This window comes from Streptomyces sp. NPDC048338 (assembly GCF_043201055.1).
Lineage (GTDB): Bacteria > Actinomycetota > Actinomycetes > Streptomycetales > Streptomycetaceae > Streptomyces.
This window is the reverse complement of sequence record NZ_JBICYQ010000014.1, coordinates 281,089-307,990: the sequence shown is the minus strand read 5'-3', so window position 1 is coordinate 307,990 and position 26,902 is coordinate 281,089. Positions and strand designations below refer to the sequence as shown.

General features: G+C 71.9%; 19 protein-coding genes and 1 rRNA gene. 11 read left to right on the top strand and 9 right to left on the bottom strand.

Translation table 11 applies throughout. From position 1 onward, the window contains the following. A 5S ribosomal RNA gene (gene rrf / locus ACGFZF_RS30375) occupies positions 1–85 on the top strand; the annotation flags it as partial. A gap of 129 nt (positions 86–214) precedes the next feature. Here the strand turns inward: rrf and ACGFZF_RS30370 are convergent. Genes ACGFZF_RS30370 through ACGFZF_RS30350 form a run of 5 tightly spaced genes read right to left on the bottom strand, consistent with a single transcriptional unit; the run spans position 215 to position 5,625 of the window. Beyond that, positions 215–1,525 carry a DUF58 domain-containing protein gene (locus ACGFZF_RS30370; protein WP_393559318.1) on the bottom strand — a complete coding sequence of 437 codons (1,311 nt, stop codon included), beginning with the start codon at positions 1,523–1,525 and terminating at the stop codon, positions 215–217. 12 nt (positions 1,526–1,537) lie between these two features. Further along, positions 1,538–2,521, bottom strand: coding sequence for a MoxR family ATPase (locus ACGFZF_RS30365; RefSeq protein WP_356605058.1), 984 nt, complete (start codon positions 2,519–2,521; stop codon positions 1,538–1,540). Beyond that, complete coding sequence (locus tag ACGFZF_RS30360; RefSeq protein WP_393559316.1) at positions 2,518–3,732, bottom strand: DUF4350 domain-containing protein; 1,215 nt, start codon at positions 3,730–3,732, stop codon at positions 2,518–2,520. Before ACGFZF_RS30360 ends, ACGFZF_RS30365 begins: the two co-directional genes overlap by 4 nt. After that, positions 3,729–4,415, bottom strand: coding sequence for a DUF4129 domain-containing protein (locus ACGFZF_RS30355; RefSeq protein WP_393559314.1), 687 nt, complete (start codon positions 4,413–4,415; stop codon positions 3,729–3,731). Before ACGFZF_RS30355 ends, ACGFZF_RS30360 begins: the two co-directional genes overlap by 4 nt. Before the next feature lie 4 nt (positions 4,416–4,419). Next, complete coding sequence (locus tag ACGFZF_RS30350; protein WP_393559312.1) at positions 4,420–5,625, bottom strand: hypothetical protein; 1,206 nt, start codon at positions 5,623–5,625, stop codon at positions 4,420–4,422. A 556-nt stretch (positions 5,626–6,181) separates the two neighbouring features. On the opposite strand from ACGFZF_RS30350, the gene mtrA reads away from it, so the two are divergent. From mtrA to ACGFZF_RS30320, 6 genes are all read left to right on the top strand, one after another. Then, entirely contained in the window at positions 6,182–6,859 is a 678-nt protein-coding gene (gene mtrA, locus ACGFZF_RS30345; protein ID WP_009333493.1) for a two-component system response regulator MtrA, read from the top strand. A gap of 1 nt (position 6,860) precedes the next feature. Continuing rightward, positions 6,861–8,870, top strand: coding sequence for an MtrAB system histidine kinase MtrB (gene mtrB / locus ACGFZF_RS30340; protein ID WP_393559309.1), 2,010 nt, complete (start codon positions 6,861–6,863; stop codon positions 8,868–8,870). A gap of 190 nt (positions 8,871–9,060) precedes the next feature. Continuing rightward, positions 9,061–10,830, top strand: a complete 1,770-nt coding sequence (locus ACGFZF_RS30335; protein ID WP_393559348.1) for an LpqB family beta-propeller domain-containing protein — start codon at positions 9,061–9,063, stop codon at positions 10,828–10,830. 120 nt (positions 10,831–10,950) lie between these two features. Continuing rightward, positions 10,951–11,760, top strand: a complete 810-nt coding sequence (locus ACGFZF_RS30330; protein ID WP_393559307.1) for a ComF family protein — start codon at positions 10,951–10,953, stop codon at positions 11,758–11,760. A gap of 333 nt (positions 11,761–12,093) precedes the next feature. Beyond that, entirely contained in the window at positions 12,094–12,774 is a 681-nt protein-coding gene (gene hpf / locus ACGFZF_RS30325; protein ID WP_393559306.1) for a ribosome hibernation-promoting factor, HPF/YfiA family, read from the top strand. Positions 12,775–12,976: 202 nt separating this feature from the next. After that, positions 12,977–13,732, top strand: coding sequence for a response regulator transcription factor (locus tag ACGFZF_RS30320; RefSeq protein WP_147978226.1), 756 nt, complete (start codon positions 12,977–12,979; stop codon positions 13,730–13,732). A gap of 84 nt (positions 13,733–13,816) precedes the next feature. Here ACGFZF_RS30320 and ACGFZF_RS30315 read toward each other — a convergent pair whose 3' ends face one another. Together ACGFZF_RS30315 and ACGFZF_RS30310 are read right to left on the bottom strand one after the other, a co-directional pair. After that, entirely contained in the window at positions 13,817–14,980 is a 1,164-nt protein-coding gene (locus ACGFZF_RS30315; RefSeq protein ID WP_393559304.1) for a winged helix-turn-helix domain-containing protein, read from the bottom strand. Between the two features lie 105 nt (positions 14,981–15,085). Next, on the bottom strand, positions 15,086–15,664 hold the full coding sequence (locus tag ACGFZF_RS30310) for a GNAT family N-acetyltransferase (protein WP_393559302.1): 579 nt from the start codon (positions 15,662–15,664) through the stop codon (positions 15,086–15,088). A gap of 240 nt (positions 15,665–15,904) precedes the next feature. Here ACGFZF_RS30310 and secA point away from each other — a divergent pair, with 240 nt between their 5' ends. Further along, positions 15,905–18,709, top strand: coding sequence for a preprotein translocase subunit SecA (gene secA / locus ACGFZF_RS30305; RefSeq protein WP_393559300.1), 2,805 nt, complete (start codon positions 15,905–15,907; stop codon positions 18,707–18,709). Positions 18,710–18,758: 49 nt separating this feature from the next. On the opposite strand, the gene ACGFZF_RS30300 is transcribed toward secA, so the two are convergent. Next, a complete protein-coding gene (locus ACGFZF_RS30300; RefSeq protein ID WP_393559298.1) occupies positions 18,759–19,289 on the bottom strand; it encodes an Rv3235 family protein in 531 nt (176 codons plus the stop codon). Positions 19,290–19,563: 274 nt separating this feature from the next. On the opposite strand from ACGFZF_RS30300, the gene ACGFZF_RS30295 reads away from it, so the two are divergent. Both ACGFZF_RS30295 and ACGFZF_RS30290 read left to right on the top strand, forming a co-directional pair. After that, a complete protein-coding gene (locus ACGFZF_RS30295) occupies positions 19,564–20,070 on the top strand; it encodes a DUF6912 family protein (RefSeq protein WP_393559296.1) in 507 nt (168 codons plus the stop codon). A gap of 78 nt (positions 20,071–20,148) precedes the next feature. Next, positions 20,149–20,820: an HAD family hydrolase gene (locus tag ACGFZF_RS30290; RefSeq protein ID WP_393559294.1), complete on the top strand. Its 672-nt coding sequence runs from the start codon at positions 20,149–20,151 to the stop codon at positions 20,818–20,820. 72 nt (positions 20,821–20,892) lie between these two features. Here the strand turns inward: ACGFZF_RS30290 and ACGFZF_RS30285 are convergent, their stop codons facing one another. Next, positions 20,893–21,450: a DJ-1/PfpI family protein gene (locus tag ACGFZF_RS30285; protein ID WP_393559292.1), complete on the bottom strand. Its 558-nt coding sequence runs from the start codon at positions 21,448–21,450 to the stop codon at positions 20,893–20,895. A 415-nt stretch (positions 21,451–21,865) separates the two neighbouring features. Between ACGFZF_RS30285 and ACGFZF_RS30280 the strand changes: the two genes are divergently transcribed. Beyond that, on the top strand, positions 21,866–26,827 hold the full coding sequence (locus ACGFZF_RS30280; RefSeq protein WP_393559290.1) for an NAD-glutamate dehydrogenase: 4,962 nt from the start codon (positions 21,866–21,868) through the stop codon (positions 26,825–26,827). Positions 26,828–26,902: the final 75 nt, after the last annotated feature.

The following is a 26,902-nucleotide window of genomic DNA, read 5'->3' as shown; positions in this document are numbered from 1 at the left end:
TTACATTCCGAACCCGGAAGCTAAGCCTTTCAGCGCCGATGGTACTGCAGGGGGGACCCTGTGGGAGAGTAGGACGCCGCCGAACAATCATTGTGAGAAAGCCCCGCACCTTATGGTGCGGGGCTTTTCTGCGTTCCGGAGCAGATTCGTTCCTGGGGGAGGCCGGCGTCCGGTGTGGGCTCCGGACCGGAGTCGCAGGCCCACACCGGAGGGATCAGAGGCGGCCGGCGGCCTTCAAGGCGAGGTAGGCGTCGGCCAGTGCGGGAGCGAGAGCGTCCGGGGCCGCGTCGACGACCGTGACACCGTGGCGACGCAGCTGATCCGCCGTGCGATGACGCTGTGACTGTTCCTGGGTCGCCGCCGCGGCCTCGTAGACACCGTCGACCGTGCCGCGGCCCGTCGCCATCCGGGCCGTGCGGGGATCGGCGACCGAGGCCACCAGAACCGTGTGGCGCCGGGTGAGCTGCGGAAGCACCGGCAGCAGTCCTTCCTCGATCGGTGCGGCGTCCAGGCTCGTGAGCAGGACGAGGAGCGAGCGGCGTGGGGCCCGGGCCAGCGCCGAGGCCGCGAGGGCTCGGGCGTCGGTCTCGACCAGTTCGGGCTCGACGGTCGCCAGGGCGTCCACCACCGCCGGCAGGACGTCCGCCGCCGAACGACCCCGGACCTGGGCGCGGAGACGTCGGTCGTAGGCCAGGACATCCACACGGTCGCCGGCCCGGGAGGCGAGCGCCGTCAGGAGCAGAGTGGCGTCCATGGCCGCGTCCAGTCGCGGCACGTCCCCGACGCGACCCGCCGACGTGCGCCCGGTGTCGAGGACGATCAGGAGGTGGCGGTCCCGTTCCGGGCGCCAGGTACGGACGGCGACGCTCGCCTGTCGTGCGGTGGCACGCCAGTCGATGGACCGGGTGTCGTCACCGGGGACGTACTCGCGGAGGCTGTCGAACTCGGTGCCCTCCCCGCGGATGAGGACGCTCGTGCGGCCGTCCAGCTCGCGGAGACGGGCCAGCCGGGACGGCAGATGCTTGCGGCTGGCGAACGCCGGGAGGACGCGGACGGTCCACGGGACCTCGTGACGACCCTGACGCGCTGCCAGGCCCAGGGGGCCGAAGGAGCGGACGGTGACGCGGTCCGCCTGCCGGTCGCCGCGGCGGGTGGGGCGCAGGGCCACCGTGATCCGGCGGCGTTCGCCGGCCGGAACGGCCAGCTTCCGGCGGGACGCGGCCTGTTCGGTGCCGGGCGTCCAGCTGCTCGGGGGCCAGGCGTCGCGCAGCTGGGCACGCAGCCGGCGGCCCGACGGGTTGGTGACGGTGAGGTGCACCTCCGCCGCGTCACCCAGTCGAACTGTTGTGTCACCACTTCGGGTGAACTGCAGCGTTCGCACTGGTGCGGCCATCGCGTAGTCGCACAGAATGGCGAGTGAGAGGGGCGCGTTGACCGCGAGCATCCCCGCCCAGCTGGGGGCGAGGAGGCCCACGGGGAGCGAACCGAGGGCGGCCAGGAGCGCTGTTCGTCCGGTGAGGGCCATGGGGCGCCGTTCTCAGCGGGGTACGGGGACGTGGGCGAGGATCGAGTGGATGACGGAGTCGGCGGTGACGCCCTCCATCTCTGCCTCGGGCCGCAGTTGGATGCGATGACGCAGGGTGGGCAGGGCGAGGGCCTTCACGTCGTCCGGGGTGACGTAGTCCCGGCCGGTGAGCCAGGCCCAGGCGCGAGCGGTGGAGAGCAGTGCGGTGGCACCACGGGGGGAGACACCGAGAGTGAGCGAGGGGGAATCACGCGTGGCACGACAGATATCGACGACATAGCCGGTGATCTCGGGGGAGACCGAGGTCTTGGCGACGGCGGAGCGTGCCGCTTCGAGATCGGCGGGGCCGGCGACCGGCCGGACGCCGGCGGCCTGCAGGTCGCGAGGGTCGAAGCCGTCCGCATGACGGGTCAGGACGCTGATCTCGTCCGCGCGTGAGGGCAGCGGGACCGTCAGCTTGAGCAGGAAGCGGTCGAGTTGGGCTTCCGGCAGGGGATAGGTGCCCTCGTACTCGACCGGGTTCTGCGTGGCGGCGACCAGGAAGGGGTCGGGCAGCGGGCGGGGAGTCCCGTCGACGGTGACCTGACGCTCCTCCATCGCCTCCAGGAGCGAGGCCTGGGTCTTGGGAGGGGTGCGGTTGATCTCGTCGGCGAGCAGCAGGTTGGTGAAGACCGGGCCCGGCTGGAAGGAGAACTCGGCGGACCGCGAGTCGTAGACGAGCGAGCCCGTGACGTCACTCGGCATCAGATCGGGGGTGAACTGGACACGCTTGGTGTCGAGTTCGAGAGCGGAGGCGAGCGCGCGGACCAGGAGGGTCTTGGCGACACCGGGGACACCTTCGAGCAGGACGTGACCCCGGCAGAGCAGGGCGACGACGAGTCCGGTGACCGCGGGGTCCTGGCCGACCACGGCCTTCGCGATCTCGGTGCGCAGGGCCTCCAGGGAGGCGCGGGCGGCGTCCGAGGTCGTAGCGGTCTCGGGGGTCGGGGCGCTCATGAGGTGCGTACCTCTCTTTCGAGGGCGTCGAGTTGGTCCGCCAGGCGGATCAGGGCGGCGTCGTCGGCGGGAGCCGGGCCGAAGAGGAGGTCCCTGGTGTCCGCCGGCTCTCCGGTCGCTTCGGTGCGGCGCGCGGAGAGAGCGGGGAGCAGGACCTCGGGGGAGTGGGCGTCCCGGGTGGGCACGCCGAGGAGCGGTGCGATGCGGGTGCGGGTCGCGGCGCGCAGGACCGAGCTCGCGCGGTCACGGGCGCGGGACGTGCGGTAGAGGCGGGCACGGCCCTCGGTGGCCTCGGAGGCGCGGACGACGACCGGCAGGGGTTCGGTCACCAGGGGGCCGAGGCGGCGGGCACGCCAGACGGCGGCGAGGACGGCTGCCACGGCCAGTTGGAGGGTCCCCCACAGCCAGCCGGAAGGGACGAGGGAGAGGAAGTCGCCGGTGGGTCCGTCCTCGGACTCGCCGTCGCCTTCGACGGCGGAGGCGTCGGACAGGGACGGGAGGTACCAGACGAGATGGGGCCGGGAGCCGAGGAGTTGCAGGGCGAGCGAGGCGTTCCCCTGCTGGTCCAGACGGTCGTTGAGGAAGAGGTCCGGGGAGCCGACGAGGACCGTTTCCCCCGCGGCGGGGTCCTTCACGGAGACCAGGGTCGGCAGCCCGTCGGCGGGATAGCAGGCGACGGCCTGCGCCCCGGCGGTGAGGTAGCGCTCGCCGCCGAGGTCGACACTGCCTGCGCGGACGGCGGCGGGGAGGGGGCAGCCGGCGGTCCGGTTGCGGACGGGGGCGCTGGTGGCGGAGGAGACACCGGGGGCCAGGATCGGGAGCGAGGCCTCGCCGGCGCCGACGAGGACGGTGCGGCCCGCCGAGGCCCTCACGGCCTCGCGGAGAGCGGACTGCTGAGAGACGGTCAGCAGATCGGGGGAGGTGACCAGGAGAGTGGTGTCCGTGGCGGTCGAGGCGGTGGCCTCGTCGAGGGAGGTGACGACCCGGAGCGTGACCCCCTGGGCCTTGAGGATCTCCGCGACGGCGCGGCTTCCTTCGGGGCCGGCGGACCTGGGGTCGAGCAGGCCGTGGTGGTCGGCGGATCGCACGGTCGCCAGGGTCAGGCCGCCGATCAGGATCAGGGCCAGCACGAGGAGCACACCACGGACGCGCGACCAGATCTGACGAGGGGTGAGGGAAGCCGAGGTGGGGCTGGTGAGCAGTCGGTTCATTCGGCTGCCCCCGCGGATGCGCTGTCGAGGGTGGGCTTCGTCCGCTCCAGGGACTCGTCCAGCTCCTCGATACGTCGGTACGCGGGCTCGTCGGCCGTGCGCCCGCCGTAGGTGATGTCGTCGAAGGCGCGCGCCGCGGAGCGGAGCTCGTCCGCGTGGGCGGGCAGGGTACGGCCGGCCTCGGCGGCCGCCTCGTCGGCCGTGCGGCCGGGGCGCGGGTCGAGCAGCGTCCGCTCCTCCAAGGAGCGGACGATGGCCCGCATCCGCTCCTGGACCGCCTCGTTCCAGCGGCCGGCGGACGCGTGCCGGGAGGCGGCTGCCCGGTGTTCGCCGGCGGTACGGGGGCCGTCGTCGAACAGGGAGTCCGCGGTGGTGACGGCCCGTCGGGGGGTGCCGAGCCGCCACCACAGGGCGCCCGCCACGGCGAGCACGACGAGGACGACGGCGACCAGGCCGAGTGCACCGCCGGGGGAGGCCCCCGACGCCGAGTCGAAGAGGCCGCCGATCCACTCCCAGAGGCGGTCGAGGCCGCGTTCGAGGAGGTTGGGGTCGTTCTCGTGGTAGATCGGCTTGGACAGCTCCCGCTCCGCCGCCTCCCGGGCGGGGTCGCGGGGGATGTCCAGCGGTATGTCGTCGGCGGCCTGCCTGAACCGCGCGACGACCGCGCCCCCCGTGGCCGTCACCCCGTCAGCTCCCGGAGGTGTAGCCGGGAACGCCCGCGGCGCGGGCGAGTTCGAGGTCCAGCGCCTCGCGGCGGATGCGCTGGTCCACGTAGAGGAGGACGGTCACGCCAGCGGAGATCGGGTAGATGATCGCGTTGGCGATCACGCCGCCGATGCCCGTGATCAGAAGGAACGACCAGCTGTTGCCGGCTTCCGGGTTGTCGATGAAGCTGCCGAAGCCGCCGCCGTCGGCGACGATCGCGATGATCGCGAAGGGGATCGCGATGATCATCGCGACGATGAAGAGCAGCAGCTGCGTCAGCAGCGTGATGCCGAAGATGCGCCACCAGGAGCCGTCGACCAGCTTGGCCGAGCGCTTGATCGACCGGATCACGCCCTGGCGTTCCAGCATCAGGGCGGGAGAGGAGAGGCTGAAGCGGACCATCAGCCAGACGACGACGACCAGTCCGGCGGTGCCGCCGAGGCCGGCCAGAGCGTCGCCGCCGGTGCCGCCGAGGAGGAGTCCGGGCAGCAGGCCGACGCCCACGATTGCCGCGCTCATCAGCGGCAGCAGCAGGGTCAGTCCCAGCAGCTGGAGCAGCCGCGGCCGCGCCTCCTGCCAGGCGGCGGCGAGCGTGACCGGGCGGCCGAGGATCGCCCGGCTGATCACGACGGTGAGCAGGGCGGCGCACACCAGGCTCGTCATCACCATGATGAGGAGCGCCGGGGCCAGGCCGATCATGCTGACCCGGAGGGACTCCAGGGACTGGTCGAGCGCCTCGGCCGGGGTCGCGTCCGGGTTGATCTTCGGCGGGGTCGGCATGAGGTAGCGCTGGGCCAGGATGTCGGCCGCCTGGGAGATCACCGCGACCGTGACGGACACGGCCAGGACGGTGCGCCAGTACGTCCGCAGGGTGGACACCGCGCCGTCGAGGATCTCTCCGAGGCTCAGCGGGCGGAGCGGGATCACGCCGGGCTTGGCGGCCGGCGGCTTGCCCCACTGGCGGTGGGCGGGGCCGCCTCCCCAGCCGGGGCTGGGCGGAGGCGTGTGGGCGCGTCCGGGGGCGGGGGCGCCCGGCGAGGACCACTGGCCGGCGGGCGGCTGGTCCTTGGACCACTGCGGGGCGGAGCCGTTCGCGTCACCGGGCTCGGTGGGCCGGGGCACTCCGGGTCCTTCGTGGCCGTCGGAGGGAGCAGACCCGGGCGAGGTCCAGCCCGGAGTGTCGTTCACGGTCGTCCACCTCGAGTGAATGGTCGCGGGGCCGGATCGGCGAACCGGCTCGGTCTCGGCGGCCGGCCCGCTGTCTGTCGAGGCGGCCGACCGTGAGCCATCGTGCCACGCGGAACCCGCCCGCGGACCGGGGTGAGGGCCTCCGTCTCGCCTTGATCGCCGAGGGCGCCGGGATCGCGCGGGGACCGCGGCGGGGCCGGGGCGGGACGGGGTGCGCGGCGTACGCCGGCACGAGGGGGACGGGCCGCGGCGGCGACGGGCGGCGGAGCGGGGAACCGGTCCGGGTGCGGGACGGGCGTCCCGCGGTGCGGAGCGGGCCGTCCGGGCGGGATTCCCCGGCCGAAGATCCACGGAATCACGAGGTCATTCCGCTATGGGCGCGGAGCGGGGGGCCAGGGTACGGTTCAGGGCGGCTACGGGGGTGACATGCATGCCTGGTATCAGCGACCACAGCGACCAGGGCAGCCACCGGTGGACGATCACAGACGTCGACGCTGGTCAGTGAGCTATCTCACCAGCCGCCTTGAGACTGATACGGAAATGGGATGATGTCGATATGAAGGGACGCGTTCTCGTCGTCGATGACGACACCGCACTGGCCGAGATGCTCGGGATCGTGCTGCGGGGTGAAGGGTTCGAGCCGTCGTTCGTAGCGGACGGTGACAAGGCGCTCGCCGCATTCCGTGAGGCCAAGCCGGACCTGGTGCTGCTGGACCTCATGCTGCCCGGCAGGGACGGCATCGAGGTGTGCCGGCTCATCAGGGCCGAGTCCGGTGTGCCCATCGTCATGCTCACGGCCAAGAGCGACACCGTCGACGTGGTGGTGGGCCTGGAGTCCGGGGCCGACGACTACATCGTCAAGCCGTTCAAGCCGAAGGAGCTCGTCGCCCGCATCCGGGCGCGGCTGCGGCGGTCGGAGGAGCCCGCGCCGGAGCAGCTCGCCATCGGCGACCTGGTCATCGACGTCGCCGGTCACTCGGTGAAGCGGGACGGGCAGTCCATCGCCCTGACCCCGCTCGAGTTCGACCTGCTCGTCGCGCTGGCCCGCAAGCCGTGGCAGGTGTTCACCCGTGAGGTCCTGCTGGAGCAGGTCTGGGGATACCGGCACGCGGCCGACACCCGGCTGGTGAACGTGCACGTCCAGCGGCTGCGCTCCAAGGTCGAGAAGGACCCGGAGCGGCCGGAGATCGTGGTGACCGTCCGGGGCGTCGGTTACAAGGCGGGGCCGAGCTGACATGAGCATAGGCAGTACTGCTCCGAAGCCCGGCGAGCCGGGAGTCCGGACGGGGCGGACTGCCGGACCGAGGCGGGGGGGCTCGCGATTCGGCCGTCCGTTCCATGGAGGACGCCTCCTCCAGGACGGAGCACCGGGTGGCCCGGTGCTCCGGCTGGTGATGCGCTGGTTCCGCCGCCCGCTGCTGCCCGCGGTGCGGCTGTGGCGCCGGAACATCCAGCTCCGCGTCGTCGCGGGCACCCTGCTGATGTCCCTCGGCGTCGTGCTGCTGCTCGGCCTGGTCGTCATCGGCCAGGTCCGCAACGGCCTCCTCGACGCCAAGGAGAAGGCCGCCCAGAGCCAGGCCGCCGGAGGTTTCTCGGCTGCCCAGGACAAGGCGGCGACGACCCCCTCCGTACCCGGTGAGCAGGACGGCGGCCGGGCCGGGGCGTCCGTGAACTGGCGCTCCACCCTGGTCGAGCAGCTCGCCAGTGGTGGTCAGAGCGCGTTCAACGTCGTGGCGCTGTCCCTGGAGCAGTCCGAGGGCACCGCGAGCCGGGGCGCCCGCGCCTCCGGCGAGGTCGACCCCGCCACCAGCATCCCGGTCGGCCTGCGGCATTCCGTCGCCCAGGGGTCGGGCACCTTCCAGACGTACGCCCGGATCCACTACACCGACGGCAAGCACTCCGAGCCGGGCCTGGTGGTCGGCAAGCGCCTCAACGACGCCGAGGGCAACCAGTACGAGCTGTACTACCTCTTCCCGCTGACCCAGGAGGAGGACTCCCTCGCCCTGGTCAAGGGCACGCTGGCGACCGCCGGGCTGTTCGTCGTGGTGCTCCTCGGCGCCATCGCCTGGCTCGTGGTGCGCCAGGTCGTCACCCCCGTCCGGATGGCGGCCGGGATCGCCGAGCGTCTCTCCGCCGGCCGGCTCCAGGAACGCATGAAGGTCACCGGCGAGGACGACATCGCCCGGCTCGGTGAAGCCTTCAACAAGATGGCGCAGAACCTCCAGCTCAAGATCCAGCAGCTGGAGGAGCTCTCGCGGATGCAGCGCCGCTTCGTCTCGGACGTCTCGCACGAGCTGCGCACGCCGCTGACGACCGTGCGGATGGCCGCCGACGTCATCCACGAGGCCCGGGTCGACTTCGACCCGATCACCGCGCGCTCCGCCGAGCTCCTCGGCGACCAGCTGGACCGCTTCGAGTCCCTCCTCGCCGACCTGCTGGAGATCAGCCGCTTCGACGCCGGAGCGGCGGCCCTGGAGGCGGAGCCGATCGACCTGCGCCAGGTCGTCCGGCGCGTCATCGGCGGCGCCGAGCCGCTCGCCGAGCGCAAGGGCGGCCGGATCGTCGTCGTGGGCGACGAGCAGCCGGTCGTGGCGGAGGCGGACGCCCGCCGGGTCGAGCGCGTGCTGCGCAACCTGGTCGTCAACGCCGTCGAGCACGGCGAGGGCCGCGACGTCGTCGTCAAGCTCGCCGCCGCGGGCGGGGCCGTCGCGGTCGCCGTCCGCGACTACGGTGTGGGACTCAAGCCGGGCGAGGCCACCCGCGTCTTCAACCGCTTCTGGCGCGCCGACCCGGCGCGCGCACGCACCACCGGCGGGACGGGCCTCGGCCTGTCGATCGCCGTCGAGGACGCGCGGCTGCACGGCGGCTGGCTCCAGGCCTGGGGCGAGCCCGGCGGAGGCTCCCAGTTCCGGCTGACGCTGCCGCGTACCGCGGACGAGCCGCTGCGCGGCTCCCCGATCCCGCTGGAGCCCGAGGACTCGCGGCGCAACCGCGAGCAGGCGGCGTCCGGCCCGTCGCAGGAGACCGGCACGCGCCTGACGGCGGTGCCCGCGCAGACCGCCGGCGACCGGCCGTCCCTGCCCGTGCCGCCGCGGCTGCCCGGAGCGCCGCGGGCCACGGCGGATCCGACCGCCCTGCCGGGCAGCGGAGCCCGGGTGGTGGCTCGGTCCGTGGGGGACGCCGACGGTGGCGAGGCCATGGCCACCTCGAACACCGAACGGGAAGGCGGAACACGTGGGCGCTGACTCCCGAGGGGAGCGGAAGCAGGCCGACGGGCACCAGGGACAGGGGGCAGGGGTGGAGGCGTACCGGACGGGCGCGGGGGCCGAGGCGAGCGGGGGCGGCACGTCGCGCACCCCCGCGCGGGGCGGCCGGACGGCGCGTACGAGCGTGCTGCTGGCGTGCGGCGGTCTGCTCGTCGCCGGCTGCGCCACCATGCCCGACAGCGGCGACGTGGAGAGCGTGAAGGCGTCCAGCCTGGGCGACTCGCAGGTCCGGGTCTACGCCGTGCAGCCGCGCGAGAACGCCGACCCGGACGAGATCGTCGACGGTTTCCTGGAGGCCATGACCAGCGACGACCTGGGTTTCGCCACGGCCCGCAAGTACCTGACGAAGCAGGCGGCGCGCGACTGGAAGCCGGAGGCGTCCATCACGGTGCTCGCCACGGCCCCGGACCGTGAGCAGGCCGTCGCCGTGGACGACCCCGAGAGCCGCGGCCGGTCCTTCCCCATCAAGGGACGCACGGTGGCGAAGGTGAACGAGTACCACGCCTACGAGCCGGCCCGGGCCGAGTTCCAGGACGAGATCCACGTGGTCCAGCAGCCCTCGGAGGACGGCAAGGGCAAGGAGTGGCGCATCGACCACCTGCCGTCCGGGCTGGTGCTGAGCGAGGCCGACTTCCAGCGCAACTACCGGTCGGTCAACAAGTACTACTTCGCCTCCGGGGAGGACTGGGTCGTCGCCGACCCGGTCTACATCCGGCAGCGCCAGGACCCGATCACCCGGATGGACCCGGTGACGCAGACGGTCAAGGCCCTGCTCGAAGGGCCGACGCTGTGGCTGCAGGAGGCCGCGGTCTCCCGCTTCCCCTCCGGCACGGAACTGAAGAAGGGCGTCACCTCCCTCGCCCCGGACGACCAGTCCACCCTCAAGGTGCCGCTCAACGCCAAGGCCGACCGGGTCGGTCCGGAGGTGTGCCGGCGCATGGCCGCACAGCTGCTCTTCACGCTGGGCGACCTGACGTCCGTCCGGGTCGAGCAGGTCGAGCTGCAGCGGTCCGACGGAACGTCGCTGTGCGTGCTGGGCAAGCGGCAGGCGCGGGACGAGTTCGCGCCCGTGCGCGCCTCCGAGCGGGCCGAGAACCCCTTCTTCGTCGACGAGCACGGCAAGCTCATGACCCTGCTCGTGGGCGGCAGGACGGCCGAGGAGCCGCAGCCCGCGCCCGGACCCTTCGGCAAGGGCCTGCTGCCGCTGCGGTCGGTCGCCGTGGACCGGGACGAGAGTCGCGCCGCGGGCGTCGCCAAGGAGGGCCGCGAGCTGCGGGTGACGTCGATCCTCTCCGACGAGGAGCTGGCCCCCGCGGTCGTCACGAGCACCGCCGCGCGGCCCGAGGACCGGCTCTCGGCGCCCAGCTGGGACGGCCGCGGCGACCTGTGGGTCGCCGACCGCAACCCGGTCCGGCCGCGCCTGTGGATGGTCCCGGACGGCGACGGGCAGCGCGTCGAGGTGTCGACGCCCTGGCTGGCGGACGGCATCCGGGTCGAGTCGCTGAGGGTGTCCGCCGACGGCGTCCGGATCGCCCTGCTGCTCAAGCGCCAGGACGGCCGGACCACGCTGAACATCGGACGGGTGATGCGCGAGGGCAGCGGCGCCCAGCAGACGGTCTCGGTCGAGGACCTCAAGGCCGTGGCGCCGAGCATGGAGACGGTCACGGCGGTCTCCTGGGCCGGTCCGAGCCGGCTGGTCGTGGTCGGCAAGGAGGCCGGCGGCGTGCAGCAGGTCCGGTACATCCAGACGGACGGGGCGACCTCGGCCTCCTCGCTGCTGCCGGGCCTCAACGGCGTCACCGCCGTGGCCGCGCCCGACGACGACCGGTCCCCGCTCGTGGCGGACTCGGGCAACGACGGCATCGTGCGCCTGGTGCCCGGGGCGAACTGGCAGCGTCTGGGCAAGGTCCTCGGGTCCTCCCCCGTCTATCCGGGTTAGGGCGCGTCCGGCGCTCGGCGCCGGACGCCGGCCCCGCCCTCCTCGGTGCCCGCACCGGCACCCTCCGGGCCGTTGTCCACAGGGGTGGCCGGTCCGCTCCGGCAGGAGGACAGTGGAGCCATGCGGGGGTGGTGGCTCGAGATCGCCGGACTGGTGCTGCCGGTCGCCTGCGGAGGCTGCGGCAGGCCGCGTTCCGAGTTGTGCCCTTCGTGCCGGGCGGAGCTGACGGAGTCCGGTCCGCGCCGGATCCTGCCCCGCCCCGTCCCCGCCGGTCTGCCCCGCGTCCACGCGGCCGCGCCCTACGACGGTGCCGTGCGCGCCGCGCTCCTCGCCCACAAGGAGCGCGGTGCCCTGGGACTCGCCAAGCCCCTGGGAGCGGCGCTGGCAGGGGCCGTGGAGGCGGCTGCGGCGTCCTGTGGGGCTCCTGGGGCCGACCCCCTGCTCCTCGTACCGGTGCCCTCGTCGCGGCGCGCGGTGCGGGCACGTGGCCACGATCCCACCCGGCGCATCGCGCTGGCCGCGGCCCGCCGGCTGCGGCAGTCGGGGCGGCCCGCCCGGGTGGCGTCGGTTCTGCGTCAGCGCCGTGCCGTGGCCGACCAGTCCGCCCTCGACGCCCGGGGACGGTTCGCCAACCTGTCCGGGGCGCTGGAGGTGGTGGCGGGCGGTGCGCGGCTGCTGGCGGCCGGACGGGTGGTGCTGGTGGACGACCTCATGACCACCGGTGCGTCGCTGACCGAGGCGGCGCGGGCCGTGGCCGCCGTACGCCCTGTACACCCGCCGTTCACCGCGCACGGCCGTCCGGGCGGCCGGAGGGAACACCGGATCGGCCGAATCACCCGGCCGACTCTGACGGCGACGCCTACGGCACCTCCGGCACCAGCGGCGGTCGTGGCCGGTTCACCCTCGTCGTTCGTAATAAACCGGAACTGACAGGGAAGTTGCATCGTTGCAGGTGGTGAGAGGTGAAAACACCCGAATGGAGGTAAGTGGCTGCACCGGGTGCCGACACCCGTCCGAACGAGCTATGTTCGGTTGTGAGGAATGACGAAAGTCATGGCCTCACCCAATGCATACGGGTGCGCCTACAGGACAGGAGTTCAGGGCGAATTAACCTCAGGTCGGTGGGGTGGGGATCTTGTCGACTGGGGAGGACGAGGTGAAAGTCGCCAAGTCCGAGACTCCGGTAAACATCGGAGTCTGGTGCAAAGGGAGAGGCCCAGCGGCCTAGGAGCCGATCTGGGCGATCCGGGAACGGAGTTCTGCGTGGACATCGTCGTCAAGGGCCGCAAGACCGAGGTGCCCGAGCGGTTCCGCAAGCACGTGGCCGAGAAGCTGAAGCTGGAGAAGATCCAGAAGCTCGACGGCAAGGTGATCAGCCTCGACGTCGAGGTGTCCAAGGAGCACAACCCGCGGCAGGCCGACCGGTCCGACCGCGTGGAGATCACCCTCCACTCCCGAGGCCCGGTGATCCGGGCGGAGGCGGCGGCAGGCGACCCGTACGCAGCTCTCGACCTCGCCAGCGACAAGCTGGAGGCACGGCTGCGCAAGCAGCACGACAAGAGGTACACCCGCCGTGGCAACGGCAGGCTTTCGGCGGCCGAGGTCGGCGACGTGGTGCCGGGTGTCGCCCAGCTCAACGGCAGTGGCGAGCTCGTGGCCGAGGAGCCCGGCAAGGTACCCACCACGATGATGGGTTCGATCGAGGTTCAGGGCGAAGGCCCGCTGGTCGTCCGCGAGAAGACGCACAGGGCCGCCCCGATGACCCTCGACCAGGCTCTCTACGAGATGGAGCTGGTCGGGCACGACTTCTACCTGTTCGTCGACTCCGACAACAAGCAGCCGAGCGTCGTCTACCGGCGACACGCGTACGACTACGGCGTCATCCACCTGGAGAGCGACCCCCTGGCCGAGGGTGGCGGCGCCGGTGGTGCACTGGGCGGCTGACCCGCAGCCGCACCAGACTCAGCAGTCCCTCAAGGTGCCCCTGGAGCGCTCCGTGCGCCCCCAGGGGCACCCCCGTGCGACCACGGGATCACCACACCGGGGTCCGGGCATGAAATCATGTCGTGCACGCCAACCGCTGCTTCGTGAGCAGCGGTTGGAGGACCGAACACGACTTCAGGCCACGGCCTCAGGGGGAGGAACGATGGCGGACAGCTTCGGGCCGGTGCACGGAGGGCGGGAGCCCGATTGCGCGGCCACCCCCGAGGGATCGGATTCGGACAGCGGCGACTCGCGGAAGGAGCCGATCCGGGTCCTCGTGGTGGACGACCACGCCCTGTTCCGGCGCGGACTCGAGATCGTCCTCGCGCAGGAGGAGGACATCCTGGTCGTCGGCGAGGCGGGTGACGGGGCCGAGGCGGTCGACAAGGCCGCCGACCTGCTGCCCGACATCGTGCTGATGGACGTCCGGATGCCCAAGCGCGGGGGCATCGAGGCGTGCACCTCCATCAAGGAGGTGGCACCCAGCGCGAAGATCATCATGCTGACGATCAGCGACGAGGAGGCCGACCTCTACGACGCGATCAAGGCGGGCGCGACCGGCTATCTCCTGAAGGAGATCTCCACCGACGAGGTCGCGACCGCGATTCGCGCGGTCGCCGACGGCCAGTCGCAGATCAGCCCCTCCATGGCGTCGAAACTCCTCACCGAGTTCAAATCCATGATCCAGCGCACCGACGAACGCCGTCTCGTGCCCGCTCCCCGGCTCACCGACCGGGAGCTGGAAGTCCTGAAGCTGGTCGCGACCGGAATGAACAACCGGGACATCGCCAAGGAATTGTTCATCTCCGAGAACACCGTGAAGAACCACGTCCGCAACATCCTGGAGAAGCTCCAGCTGCACTCCCGGATGGAAGCGGTCGTCTACGCGATGCGGGAGAAGATCCTCGAGATCAGGTGACGCCGGCGGGCCCCTTCCCGGGGGCCTGTACGCCTCTCCCGAGGGCGACCGCGGGGGAGGCGTACAGATTCTGGGGAGGACCCGTCAGCCGAGCTCGGCGGTCAGCGCCGCCGCCAGGGAGCGGTCGTCCGCCCGCTCGATCCGCACGGAGTCGCACCCCACCCATTCGGCCGCCTCCCGCAGTGCCACGGCCATCGGGGCGATCGCCTTCGGGGAGGCCACGGACACCTGGCGGGCCACGAGCGTCCGGCCGTCACGGGCCGGGTCCACCCGGCCGACCAGCTTCCCGCCCGCCAGCAACGGCATCGCGAAGTAGCCGTGCACCCGCTTCTGCTTCGGCACGTACGCCTCCAGCCGGTGCGTGAAGCCGAAGATCCGCTCCGTGCGCGCCCGCTCCCAGATCAGCGAGTCGAACGGCGACAGCAGCGTCGTCCGGTGCCGGCCGCGCGGCTCGGCGGCCAGCGCCGCCGGATCGGCCCAGGCGGGCTTGGCCCAGCCCGCCACCGTGACCGGCACCAGGCCGGCGGCCTCGACCGCCGCGTCGAACTGCTCGCCCTTGAGCCGGTGGTAGTCGGCGATGTCCGCGCGCGTGCCCACGCCCAGCGCCTCGCCCGCCTGCCGGACCAGCCGGCGGACGCACTCGGCGTCGTCCAGGTCGTCGTGGAGCAGGTGGTCCGGGACGGCCCGCTCGGCCAGGTCGTACACCCGCTTCCAGCCCCGCCGCTCGGTGCAGACCACCTCGCCGTACATCAGCGCGCGCTCCACGGCGATCTTCGACTCGGACCAGTCCCACCACTCGCCCTTGTTCTTCGCGCCGCCGAGCTGGGTGGCGGTCTGCGGGCCCTCGGCCCGCAGCTGCCCGATGACCGCGTCGTACGCGCCGTCCGGCAGCTGGTGGCCCCAGTGCGGCCGGTCGCGGTAGCCGCGGCGGCGGAAGGCGAAGTGCGGCCACTCCTCGACGGGCAGGATGCAGGCCGCGTGCGACCAGTACTCGAAGGCGTGCGCCTCGGTCCAGTACGCGTCCTCCACCGTCCGACGGCCCACCGCGCCCAGCCGCGCGTACGGGATCAGTTCGTGGGAGCGGGCCAGTACGGAGATCGTGTCGAGCTGGACCTGCCCCAGATGGCGCAGCACGCCCCGGACCCCGGCCTTCCGGTCAGGTGCGCCCAGGAAGCCCTGTGCGCGCAGCGCGATCCGGCGGGCGTCGTCGGCGGAGAGTTCGGCGGCGGGCGGCGGCACAGTCGTCATGATCCGCACCCTAGAGGGCGGCACCGACAGTCATCCGGCGTTCCGCGGAGCCGGAAGCCGGGAAGGGCGAGCCGGCGGCCGGGTGCCGCGCCCCGGGACCCGGCGTCAGCGGGTCCGCGGCGCGGGGAGGTAGGGCAGCGCGCCCGGCAGGCCGAGGTCCGCGGGGAGCAGCGAGCCGACCCAGGTGTCCCGGAGGGTGCCGTTGTTCGGCAGGGCCGCGCGCAGGACGCCCTCGACGGTGAAGCCGGCCTTCTCGGCGGTGGCCCGGGAGCCCGCGTTGCCGACCTCGGCACGCCACTCCAGGCGGGTGCAGCCCAGGTCCGTGAAGGCCCAGCGGGCCATCGCGAGCACCGCCTCGGTCATGTAGCCGCGGCCGCGGTGCTCCTTCGCCGTCCAGAAGCCGACCTCCCAGCTGCCCGAGCGCGGGTGGTGCAGGGCCGCCGCGGCCAGGAGGGGGCCGCCGTCCCGGGTCCGCACCGCGAAGGAGTACTCGGTGTCGTCGCGCCAGCCGGCCGGGACCACGTGGTTCAGGAAGTCGTGGGCGTCCTGGCGCGCGTACGGGGAGGGCACCGTGGTCCAGCGCTGGATCTCGGGGTCCTGGCAGATGTCGTGGACCTCGTCGGCGTCCTGCGGGACGAACGTGCTCAGCGTCAGACGCTCCGTGGTCAGGGTGATGGGCTCCATGACGGAATTGTGGTGAGCGGGCGGCGCCGACGCGAGCACTTTTCGCGCCCGGCGGCACCTTCCGCCCGCCTCGTGCGTTCTCTTTTCCGGGCGGCAGTGGCCCCACGGCACTGCGGGCCTCCCGGCGCGGCGGCGGTCTCGCTTACGATGGCCGTTGCGGTGGGGACCACCTGCCGTGCCCGCGCCCGAGTCCATCACACGACCCAGTGCCAGGCCCGACCGGCAAGGAGACCAGCCTCAGTGTCCGTCTTCAACAAGCTCATGCGTGCAGGCGAAGGCAAGATCCTGCGCAAACTGCACCGCATCGCGGACCAGGTCAACTCCATCGAAGAGGACTTCGTCAACCTCTCCGACGCCGAGTTGCGGGCGCTCACCGAGGAGTACAAGCAGCGGTACGCCGACGGTGAGAGCCTCGACGACCTGCTGCCCGAGGCCTTCGCGACCGTCCGCGAGGCCGCCAAGCGCGTCCTCGGCCAGCGCCACTACGACGTCCAGCTCATGGGCGGTGCGGCGCTCCACCTCGGCTACGTGGCCGAGATGAAGACCGGCGAGGGCAAGACCCTCGTCGGCACGCTCCCGGCGTACCTGAACGCGCTCTCCGGCAAGGGCGTGCACCTGATCACGGTCAACGACTACCTGGCCGAGCGCGACTCCGAGCTGATGGGCCGCGTTCACAAGTTCCTGGGTCTGACCGTCGGCTGCATCCTCGCCAACATGACCCCCGCGCAGCGCCGCGAGCAGTACGGCTGCGACATCACGTACGGCACGAACAACGAGTTCGGCTTCGACTACCTGCGCGACAACATGGCGTGGTCCCAGGAGGAGCTCGTCCAGCGCGGCCACAACTTCGCCTGCGTCGACGAGGTCGACTCGATCCTGGTCGACGAGGCCCGTACGCCGCTGATCATCTCCGGCCCGGCCGACCAGGCCACCAAGTGGTACGGCGACTTCGCCAAGCTGGTCACCCGTCTGACCAGGGGCGAGGCCGGCAACCCGCTCAAGGGCATCGAGGAGACCGGCGACTACGAGGTCGACGAGAAGAAGCGCACCGTCGGCATCCACGAGTCCGGCGTCGCCAAGGTCGAGGACTGGCTGGGCATCGACAACCTCTACGAGTCGGTGAACACCCCGCTCGTCGGGTACCTGAACAACGCCATCAAGGCCAAGGAACTGTTCAAGAAGGACAAGGACTACGTCGTCATCGACGGCGAAGTCATGATCGTCGACGAGCACACCGGCCGTATCCTCGCCGGCCGCCGCTACAACGAGGGCATGCACCAGGCGATCGAGGCGAAGGAAGGGGTGGACATCAAGGACGAGAACCAGACGCTCGCCACGATCACCCTGCAGAACTTCTTCCGCCTCTACGACAAGCTGTCCGGCATGACCGGTACGGCCATGACCGAGGCCGCCGAGTTCCACCAGATCTACAAGCTCGGCGTCGTCCCGATCCCGACGAACAAGCCCATGGTCCGCAAGGACCAGTCGGACCTGATCTACCGGACCGAGGTCGCGAAGTTCAACGCGGTCGTCGACGACATCGCGGAGAAGCACGAGAAGGGCCAGCCGATCCTCGTCGGTACGACGTCGGTCGAGAAGTCCGAGTACCTCTCCCAGCAGCTCTCCAAGCGCGGCATCCAGCACGAGGTGCTGAACGCCAAGCAGCACGACCGTGAAGCGACGATCGTCGCCCAGGCCGGCCGCAAGGGCGCCGTCACCGTCGCCACGAACATGGCCGGCCGAGGCACCGACATCAAGCTCGGCGGCAACCCGGACGACCTGGCCGAGGCCGAGCTGCGCCAGGCCGGCCTGGACCCGGTCGAGCACGTCGAGGAGTGGGCCGCGGCCCTGCCGGCCGCCCTGGAGCGCGCCGAGCTGGCCGTGAAGGCGGAGTTCGAGGAGGTCAAGGAGCTCGGCGGGCTCTACGTCCTCGGCACCGAGCGCCACGAGTCGCGCCGTATCGACAACCAGCTGCGCGGCCGTTCCGGCCGTCAGGGCGACCCGGGCGAGTCCCGCTTCTACCTCTCCCTCGGCGACGACCTGATGCGCCTGTTCAAGGCCCAGATGGTCGAGCGCGTCATGGCCATGGCCAACGTGCCGGACGACGTGCCGATCGAGAACAAGATGGTGACCCGCGCCATCGCCTCGGCGCAGTCCCAGGTCGAGACCCAGAACTTCGAGACCCGCAAGAACGTCCTGAAGTACGACGAGGTCCTCAACCGCCAGCGCGAGGTCATCTACGGCGAGCGTCGCCGCGTCCTGGAGGGCGAGGACCTGCACGAGCAGATCCAGCACTTCATGGACGACACGATCGACGACTACATCCGCCAGGAGACCGCCGACGGCTTCGCGGAGGAGTGGGACCTCGACCGCCTGTGGAACGCGTTCAAGCAGCTCTACCCGGTGAAGGTCACGGTGGACGAGCTCGAGGACGCGGCCGGTGACCGCGCCGGCATCACGGCGGAGTTCATCGGCGAGTCCGTGAAGGACGACATCCACGAGCAGTACGACGCCCGTGAGAAGTCGCTCGGCTCGGACATCATGCGGGAGCTGGAGCGCCGCGTGGTGCTCTCCGTGCTCGACCGCAAGTGGCGCGAGCACCTCTACGAGATGGACTACCTCCAGGAGGGCATCGGCCTGCGCGCGATGGCCCAGAAGGACCCGCTGGTCGAGTACCAGCGCGAGGGCTTCGACATGTTCACCGCGATGATGGAGGGCATCAAGGAGGAGTCCGTCGGCTACCTGTTCAACCTGGAGGTCCAGGTCGAGCAGCAGGTCGAGGAGGTCCCGGTGCAGGACGCGGCCCCGTCGCTCGACAAGCAGGCCGCCGTGCCGGCCGGCGCCGGCCGTCCGGAGATCCGTGCCAAGGGCCTCGACGCCCCGCAGCGCCCGGACCGCCTGCACTTCTCGGCGCCGAAGGTCGACGGCGACGGCTCCGTGGTCGAGGGCGACTTCGTCAGCGACGACGCGGCCGGTGACGGGCTGACCCGAGCGGAGCGCCGCAAGGCGCAGAAGAGCAGCGGCGGCCGCCGCCGCAAGAAGTAGCGGCCGGACGGTGAAGGGGCCGGACACCACGAGGTGTCCGGCCCCTTCGTCATGCCCGGCCGGCCCGTGACTGGGCCGGTACCCGCGCGTGCAGGCCGTCCAGCTCGACGGCGGCGCAGCGCCAGCGGCCGTCGGCGCCCCGCTCCAGGCGGAACGCCATGGCCCTGACCCGCTCCCCGACGGCGATGCTCGCGAAGGCCTCGACGACCCCGGTCCGGGGCGGCTGGGCCGCACAGCGGCGCAGGACGGGCCGCGCCCCGCCGGAGCGCAGTGGTGTCTCCGGGGCCAGCCGGACGAGCTGCTCGTACGCCTCGCCGACGGTCTGGCCGAGCATCCAGTGGACGGGCCGGTCGCCGCTCAGGACGGCGAGCAGCCGCTCGGCGAAGACGGCGTGGGGAGGCAGGGCGCGGGGCGCCGTACGGGACGGTGAGGGGGCTCCGGGGCGGGTCCCGGCACGGCCGCGGGGGCCGGTGCCGGCGCGGCCGCGGGGCGCGGTGCGGGGAGCGCGGAGGCGGCCGTCGGCCTCCGGTGCGAGGGCCGGCGCGGCGGCGGTGGTCGTCGTCGTGACGGAGGTCTGCATGGGCCATCCCGTTCCCTCGCACCCGGCTGACTACCGGGCGGTAACTTCTGTTGGGGATCTTGTACGGGGCGGCCCGGAGCCGTCGCAAGGCGCCGGGGACCGTCGGGTGGCCCTCCGGCGGCTTCACCTATCAGGGTGAGCGTGGTGGCCGGGCGGCCATGCGCGCACGGGTCCGGGGCATGCGTGCGGTGGGCCGGCGGGGGCGGCCCGGAGGCCCCGAAAGGGGACTCCGCACGTATCCTGAGGGCGTTTCCGACTACGAAAGCGGCCAGCCATGCGCGTGTACGTCCCCCTGACCCTCCCCGGTCTCGCACAGGCGCACAAGGCGGGCGAGCTGGGCCCCGGCCCGCTGACCGCCTTCGCCGTCACACCGGCCCTGCGCGAGTGGTACGTCTCCGACGACATCGAGGAGCTGGAGTACGCGGCGCTCAGCCGCGCCGCCGCCGCCTCCCTGCGCCTGCTCGCCGGCGACCCCTCGGCCGCGCGGCGCCGGATCGTCGTCGCCGTCGACGTGCCGGACAAGGACGCGGCCGTCGATCCCGACCGGGGCCTGGACGCGAGCTCGCTCGGCGAGGTCCGGATCGCCGGTGCGGTCGCGCTGGCCAAGGCCGCGGCCGTGCACGCCGACGCGGACGACGCGGAGGCCGACGTCTCGGCGGCGGCGGACGCGCTGGGCGCGGCGGACCAGGGCGACGACGACGCCCGGTTCACGGTGGACGGGGCCGAGGACCACGAGCTGCTCTGGTTCGGGATCCAGGAGATCCCCGGCCTGCTGGGCTGACGCCCGCCCCGGCCCCGGGGAGCGGTCGGGCCCGCCCGGCTGGGCACCCCTGCCGGAGGCTGCCGGTACCGTCGTGCCATGGGGAAGCACGGAACGAGGCACGGCAAGCATCTGGTCTGGGACTGGAACGGGACCCTGCTCGACGACATCCACGCGGTCATCGGCGCGACGAACGCCGCCTTCGCCGAGCTGGGCCTGGAGCCGATCACGCTCGCGCGCTACCGCGACCTGTACACGGTGCCGGTGCCGCTGTTCTACGAGCGCCTGATGGGGCGGCTGCCGACGGACATCGAGTGGGAGCTGATGGACGGCATCTTCCACCGGCACTACTGGGCGCGGGCCGAGGGCTGCGGTCTGACGGCCGGCGCGGCGGAGCTGCTGGCCGCCCGGCAGGAGTCCGGGCTCACGCAGTCGCTGCTCTCGCTCGCCCCGCACGTGGAGCTGGTCCCGCTGGTGCGCCGGCACGGAATCGAGGCGCGGTTCGTCCGGGTGGACGGGCGCGTCGGTTCCTCGACCGAGGGCAAGGCGGCGCACATGGTGCGGCACCTGGCGGCGCTGGGCGGTGTGCCCGCGGAGCGGGTCGTCGTCATCGGCGACGCGGCGGACGACGCCCGGGCGGCGGCGCACGTCGGCGCGAAGGCGGTCCTGTACACCGGGGGGTCGCACAGCCGCGCCAGCCTGGAGGCGGTGGGGGTGCCGGTGGTCGACTCGCTGGCGGAGGCCGTCGCCGTCGCCGAGGAGCTGGCCTGAGGGCCGTCCCGGACGGGGCCCGCGGCCCTGCCGGGTCGGCGAGGCCCCGCCGACCCGGCGAGCCGCCGGCGCTCAGCCCCGGGCGCGCAGGACCTTGAGGAACTCGCGCATCCAGGTGGGGTGATCCGGCCATGCGCGGGAGGAGACCAGCTGGCCGTCGACGACCGCGTCGGTGTCCTGGAAGGTGGCTCCGGCGGCCTGCATGTCGAGCTCCAGGGCCGGGTACGCCGTCACGCGGCGGCCCTCCAGACCGCCGATCGCCGCCGTCAGGAGCGGACCGTGGCAGATCTGGGCCACCGGCTTGTCCGCGTCGAAGAAGGACTTGAGGATCTTGCGGAGCTCCGGGTCGTTGCGCAGGTACTCCGGGGCCCGGCCGCCGGGGATCACCACGGCCACGTAGTCGCCCGGATCCACCTCGTCGAACGCCAGATCGGCGGGCCAGGTGTATCCCGGCTTCTCGGTGTAGGTGTCGAAGCCCGGCTCGAAGTCGTGCACCACGAACCGCAGCTGCTTGCGCGCGGGGGCGGCGATGTCGACCTCGTACCCCTCCTCCAGAAGCCGCTGGTAGGGGTACATGACCTCCAGCGATTCGGCCGCGTCCCCGGTCACGATCAAGATCTTCGCCATCACGACTCCCAGATCCCAGATGTCGGTGCTGCCCCGCGGTACACACTCCCCGCGCCGCCCTGCTTTGCCAAGAGGACATGTGTCGCTGTCCATAACGTCAAACTTCCACCCCCTCTTTTGTACACATACGGACCATGACGGCCCGGGGGTGGCAGGCGATAGGCTTTTCCCGTGATCAGCGCGATACGCCCTGGGGGCAGCGAAGCCCCCGGCCTGCGCCCGACCCGCTCCGGCGGCCGGGCCGACAAGGCGTTCGCTGTTCTTCGCCGTCCGGGCGCCTCGCCGAGATTGGCCGATATCGGCTCGGACATCTCTCATCGCGGCATAACGTCGTCTCCGACCGGTAGCACCGCGTCGTGGCGTTGTGTCCTTTCTTCCACCGACGTCACGCAACGGCGCGCGACAGGAGCCAGAGGACATGCAGACCAAGCTGGACGAAGCCAAGGCCGAGCTGCTCGCGAGGGCCGCCCGGGTAGCTGAGAACAGCCCGGCCGGGGGGCGACTTCCGACGGGGCCCGAGAACGGGAAGCGGCCCGACCGCGACACCCTGCTCGACTACCTCCAGCGCTACTACCTGCACACCGCGCCCGAGGACCTCGCCGACCGTGACCCGGTGGACGTCTTCGGTGCCGCGCTCTCCCACTACCGGCTCGCGGAGAACCGCCCCCAGGGCACCGCGAACGTCCGCGTGCACACCCCGACGGTCGAGGAGAACGGCTGGACCTCCAGCCACTCCGTCGTCGAGGTCGTCACCGACGACATGCCGTTCCTCGTGGACTCCGTCACCAACGAGCTCTCCCGTCACGGTCGCGGCATCCACGTCGTGATCCACCCGCAGGTCCTCGTCCGCCGCGACCTCACCGGCAAGCTCATCGAGGTGCTGTCCGCCGGTACCGCCGCCGAGCTGCCGCACGACGCGCTGAACGAGTCCTGGATCCACGTCGAGATCGACCGCGAGACCGACCGCGCCGACCTCAAGCAGATCACCGCCGACCTGCTGCGCGTCCTCTCGGACGTCCGCGAGACGGTCGAGGACTGGGACAAGATGCGCGAGGCCGCGCTCCGCATCGCCGACGGCCTGCCCGACGAGCCCGTCGCCTCCGACCTGCGCCCGACCGAGGTCGAGGAGGCCCGCGAGCTGCTGCGCTGGCTCGCCGCCGACCACTTCACCTTCCTCGGCTACCGCGAGTACGAGCTCGTCAACGGCGACGCCCTGGCGGCCGTCCCCGGCACCGGCCTCGGCATCCTGCGCTCCGACCCGCAGCACGGCGGCGAGCACGACGGCCACCACGCGCCCGTCTCCTCGTCCTTCAGCCGGCTGCCCGACGACGCCCGCGCCAAGGCCCGCGAGCACAAGCTGCTGATCCTCACCAAGGCCAACAGCCGCGCCACCGTGCACCGCCCCTCGTACCTCGACTACGTCGGCGTGAAGAAGTTCGACGCCGAGGGCAACGTCATCGGCGAGCGCCGCTTCCTCGGCCTGTTCTCGTCCGCCGCGTACACCGAGTCCGTCCGCCGCGTGCCCGTCGTCAGCCGCAAGGTCCAGGAGGTCCTGGAGGGCGCCGGCTTCTCGCCGAACAGCCACGACGGCCGCGACCTGCTCCAGATCCTGGAGACCTACCCGCGCGACGAGCTCTTCCAGACCCCCGTCGACGAGCTCCGCTCGATCGTCACCTCGGTCCTCTACCTGCAGGAACGCCGTCGGCTGCGGCTCTACCTGCGCCAGGACGAGTACGGCCGCTACTACTCCGCCCTCGTCTACCTGCCGCGCGACCGCTACACCACCGGCGTCCGGCTGAGGATCATCGACATCCTCAAGGAGGAGCTGAGCGGCACCAGCGTCGACTTCACGGCCTGGAACACCGAGTCGATCCTGTCCCGGCTCCACTTCGTCGTCCGCGTCGAGCCCGGCACCGAGCTGCCGCAGCTCTCCGACGCCGACAAGGACCGCATCGAGGCCCGGCTCGTCGAGGCCGCCCGCTCCTGGGCCGACGGCTTCGGCGAGGCCCTCACCGCCGAGTGCGGCGAGGAGCGCGCCGCCGAGCTGCTGCGCCGCTACGGCAACGCCTTCCCCGAGGGCTACAAGGCCGACCACTCGCCGCGTGCCGCGGTCGCCGACCTGGTCCACCTGGAGCAGCTGACCCGCACCGGCGACGAGTTCGCGCTCTCGCTGTACGAGCCGGTCGCCACCGGCCCCGGCGAGCGCCGCTTCAAGATCTACAAGACCGGCGACCAGGTCTCCCTGTCCGCCGTCCTGCCGGTCCTCAGCCGGCTCGGCGTCGAGGTCGTCGACGAGCGCCCGTACGAGCTGCGCTGCGCCGACCGCACGCACGCGTGGATCTACGACTTCGGCCTGCGGATGCCCGCCTCGACGGCCAACGGCGGCGACTACCTCGCCGACGACGCCCGCGAGCGCTTCCAGGAGGCCTTCTCCGCCACCTGGACCGGCGAGGCGGAGAACGACGGCTTCAACTCGCTGGTGCTCTCCGCCGGACTCGACTGGCGCGAGGCGATGGTGCTGCGCGCCTACGCCAAGTACCTGCGCCAGGCCGGCTCGACGTTCAGCCAGGACTACATGGAGGACACCCTCCGCAACAACGTCCACACCACCCGGCTGCTCGTCTCCCTCTTCGAGGCCCGGATGTCCCCGGAGCGCCAGCGCGCCGGCACCGAGCTGATCGACGGACTGCTGGAGGAGCTGGACGGCGCCCTCGACCAGGTCGCGAGCCTGGACGAGGACCGCATCCTGCGGTCCTTCCTCACCGTCATCAAGGCCACGCTGCGGACGAACTTCTTCCAGCGCACGGCGGACGGCACCCCGCACTCCTACGTGTCGATGAAGTTCGACCCGCAGGCCATCCCGGACCTCCCCGCGCCGCGGCCGGCCTTCGAGATCTGGGTCTACTCGCCGCGCGTCGAGGGCGTCCACCTGCGCTTCGGCAAGGTCGCGCGAGGCGGTCTGCGCTGGTCCGACCGGCGTGAGGACTTCCGCACCGAGATCCTCGGCCTGGTCAAGGCCCAGATGGTGAAGAACACCGTCATCGTGCCCGTCGGCGCCAAGGGCGGCTTCGTCGCCAAGCAGCTCCCGGACCCGGCCGTGGACCGCGACGCCTGGCTGGCCGAGGGCATCGCCTCCTACAAGACCTTCATCTCGGCGCTGCTCGACATCACCGACAACCTGGTCGCCGGCGAGGTCGTTCCCCCGGTCGACGTCGTGCGCCACGACGAGGACGACACCTACCTCGTCGTCGCCGCCGACAAGGGCACCGCGACCTTCTCCGACATCGCCAACGCCGTCGCCGTCGACTACGGCTTCTGGCTCGGCGACGCCTTCGCCTCCGGCGGCTCGGCCGGCTACGACCACAAGGGCATGGGCATCACCGCCCGCGGCGCGTGGGAGTCCGTCAAGCGCCACTTCCGCGAGCTGGGCCACGACACCCAGACCGAGGACTTCACGGTCGTCGGCGTCGGCGACATGTCCGGCGACGTCTTCGGCAACGGCATGCTGCTCTCCGAGCACATCCGCCTGGTCGCGGCCTTCGACCACCGCCACATCTTCATCGACCCGACCCCGGACGCGGCCGTCTCCTACGCCGAGCGCCGCCGCCTCTTCGAGCTGCCCCGCAGCTCCTGGGCCGACTACGACACCCAGCTGCTCTCCGCGGGCGGCGGCATCCACCCGCGCAGCGCCAAGTCGATCCCGGTCAACGCGCAGATGCGCGCGGCCCTCGGCATCGAGCCGGGCGTCGTCAAGATGACCCCGGCCGAGCTGATGCAGGCGATCCTCCACGCACCGGTCGACCTGCTGTGGAACGGCGGCATCGGCACCTACGTCAAGGCGTCCACCGAGTCGCAGACGGACGTCGGCGACAAGGCCAACGACGCCATCCGCGTCAACGGCGAGAACCTGCGCGTCAAGGTCGTCGGCGAGGGCGGCAACCTCGGTCTGACCCAGCTCGGCCGCATCGAGTTCGCCCGCAAGGGCGGCCCCGACGGCGAGGGCGGCAGGGTCAACACCGACGCCATCGACAACAGCGCCGGTGTGGACACCTCCGACCACGAGGTGAACATCAAGATCCTGCTCAACGGGCTCGTCACCGAAGGCGACATGACCGTCAAGCAGCGCAACCGGATCCTCGCCGAGATGACCGACGAGGTCGGCGGGCTCGTCCTGCGCAACAACTACGCGCAGAACGTGGCCCTGGCCAACGCGTTCGCCCAGTCGCCGTCCCTGCTCCACGCCCACCAGCGCTTCATGCGCCGGCTCGGCCGCGACGGCGCCCTGGACCGCTCGCTCGAGTTCCTGCCCAACGACCGGCAGATCCGCGAGCTGCTCAACAACGGCAAGGGCCTGAGCCAGCCGGAGATCGCGGTCCTGCTCGCGTACACCAAGATCACGGTGGCCGACGAGCTGATCGGCACCGACCTGCCGGACGACCCGTACCTGCTGGGCCTGCTGCACGCGTACTTCCCGGCGCAGCTGCGCGAGAAGTTCACCGAGGCGGTCGACAACCACCCGCTGCGCCGCGAGATCGTCACGACCGTCCTGGTCAACGACACCGTCAACTCCGGTGGCTCGACCTTCCTGCACCGTCTCCGCGAGGAGACGGGCGCGTCGATCGAGGAGATCGTGCGCGCGCAGACCGCCGCCCGTGCCGTCTTCCGGCTCGGCGAGGTCTGGGACGCGGTCGAGGCGCTCGACAACCAGGTCCCGGCCGAGCTGCAGACCCGGATGCGGCTGCACTCCCGCCGCCTGGTCGAGCGCGGTACGCGCTGGCTGCTCGGCAACCGGCCGCAGCCGCTCCAGCTCCAGGAGACGATCGACTTCTTCGGCGAGCGCGTGGAGCAGGTCTGGACCGAGCTGCCGCAGCTGCTGCGCGGCGCGGACCTGGAGTGGTACCAGGGGATCCTGGAGGAGCTGACCGAGCTGGGCGTGCCGGAGATGCTCGCCCTGCGGGTCGCCGGATTCTCCTCGGCCTTCCCGATCCTCGACGTCGTCGCGATCGCCGACCGTACGGACAAGGACCCGCTGGCGGTCGCCGAGGTCTACTTCGACCTGGCCGACCGGCTGCGGATCACCCAGCTGATGGACCGGATCATCGAGCTGCCGCGCACCGACCGGTGGCAGTCGATGGCCCGTGCCTCCATCCGCGAGGACCTCTTCGCCGCGCACGCCGCCCTGACGGCCGACGTGCTGGCGGCGGGCGACGGGTCCTCGACGCCGGAGGAGCGCTTCAAGGGCTGGGAGGAGACGAACGCGGCGCTCCTGGGCCGGGCGCGCACGACGCTGGAGGAGATCCAGGGTTCGGAGACCTTCGACCTGGCGAACCTCTCGGTGGCCATGCGCACGATGCGTCAGCTCCTGCGGGCGCGCAGCTGACCTGATGACGAAGGGCCCCGCCGGGTGACCGGCGGGGCCCTTTCGCGTCGTACGGGACCCGGGCACGCGAGCCCG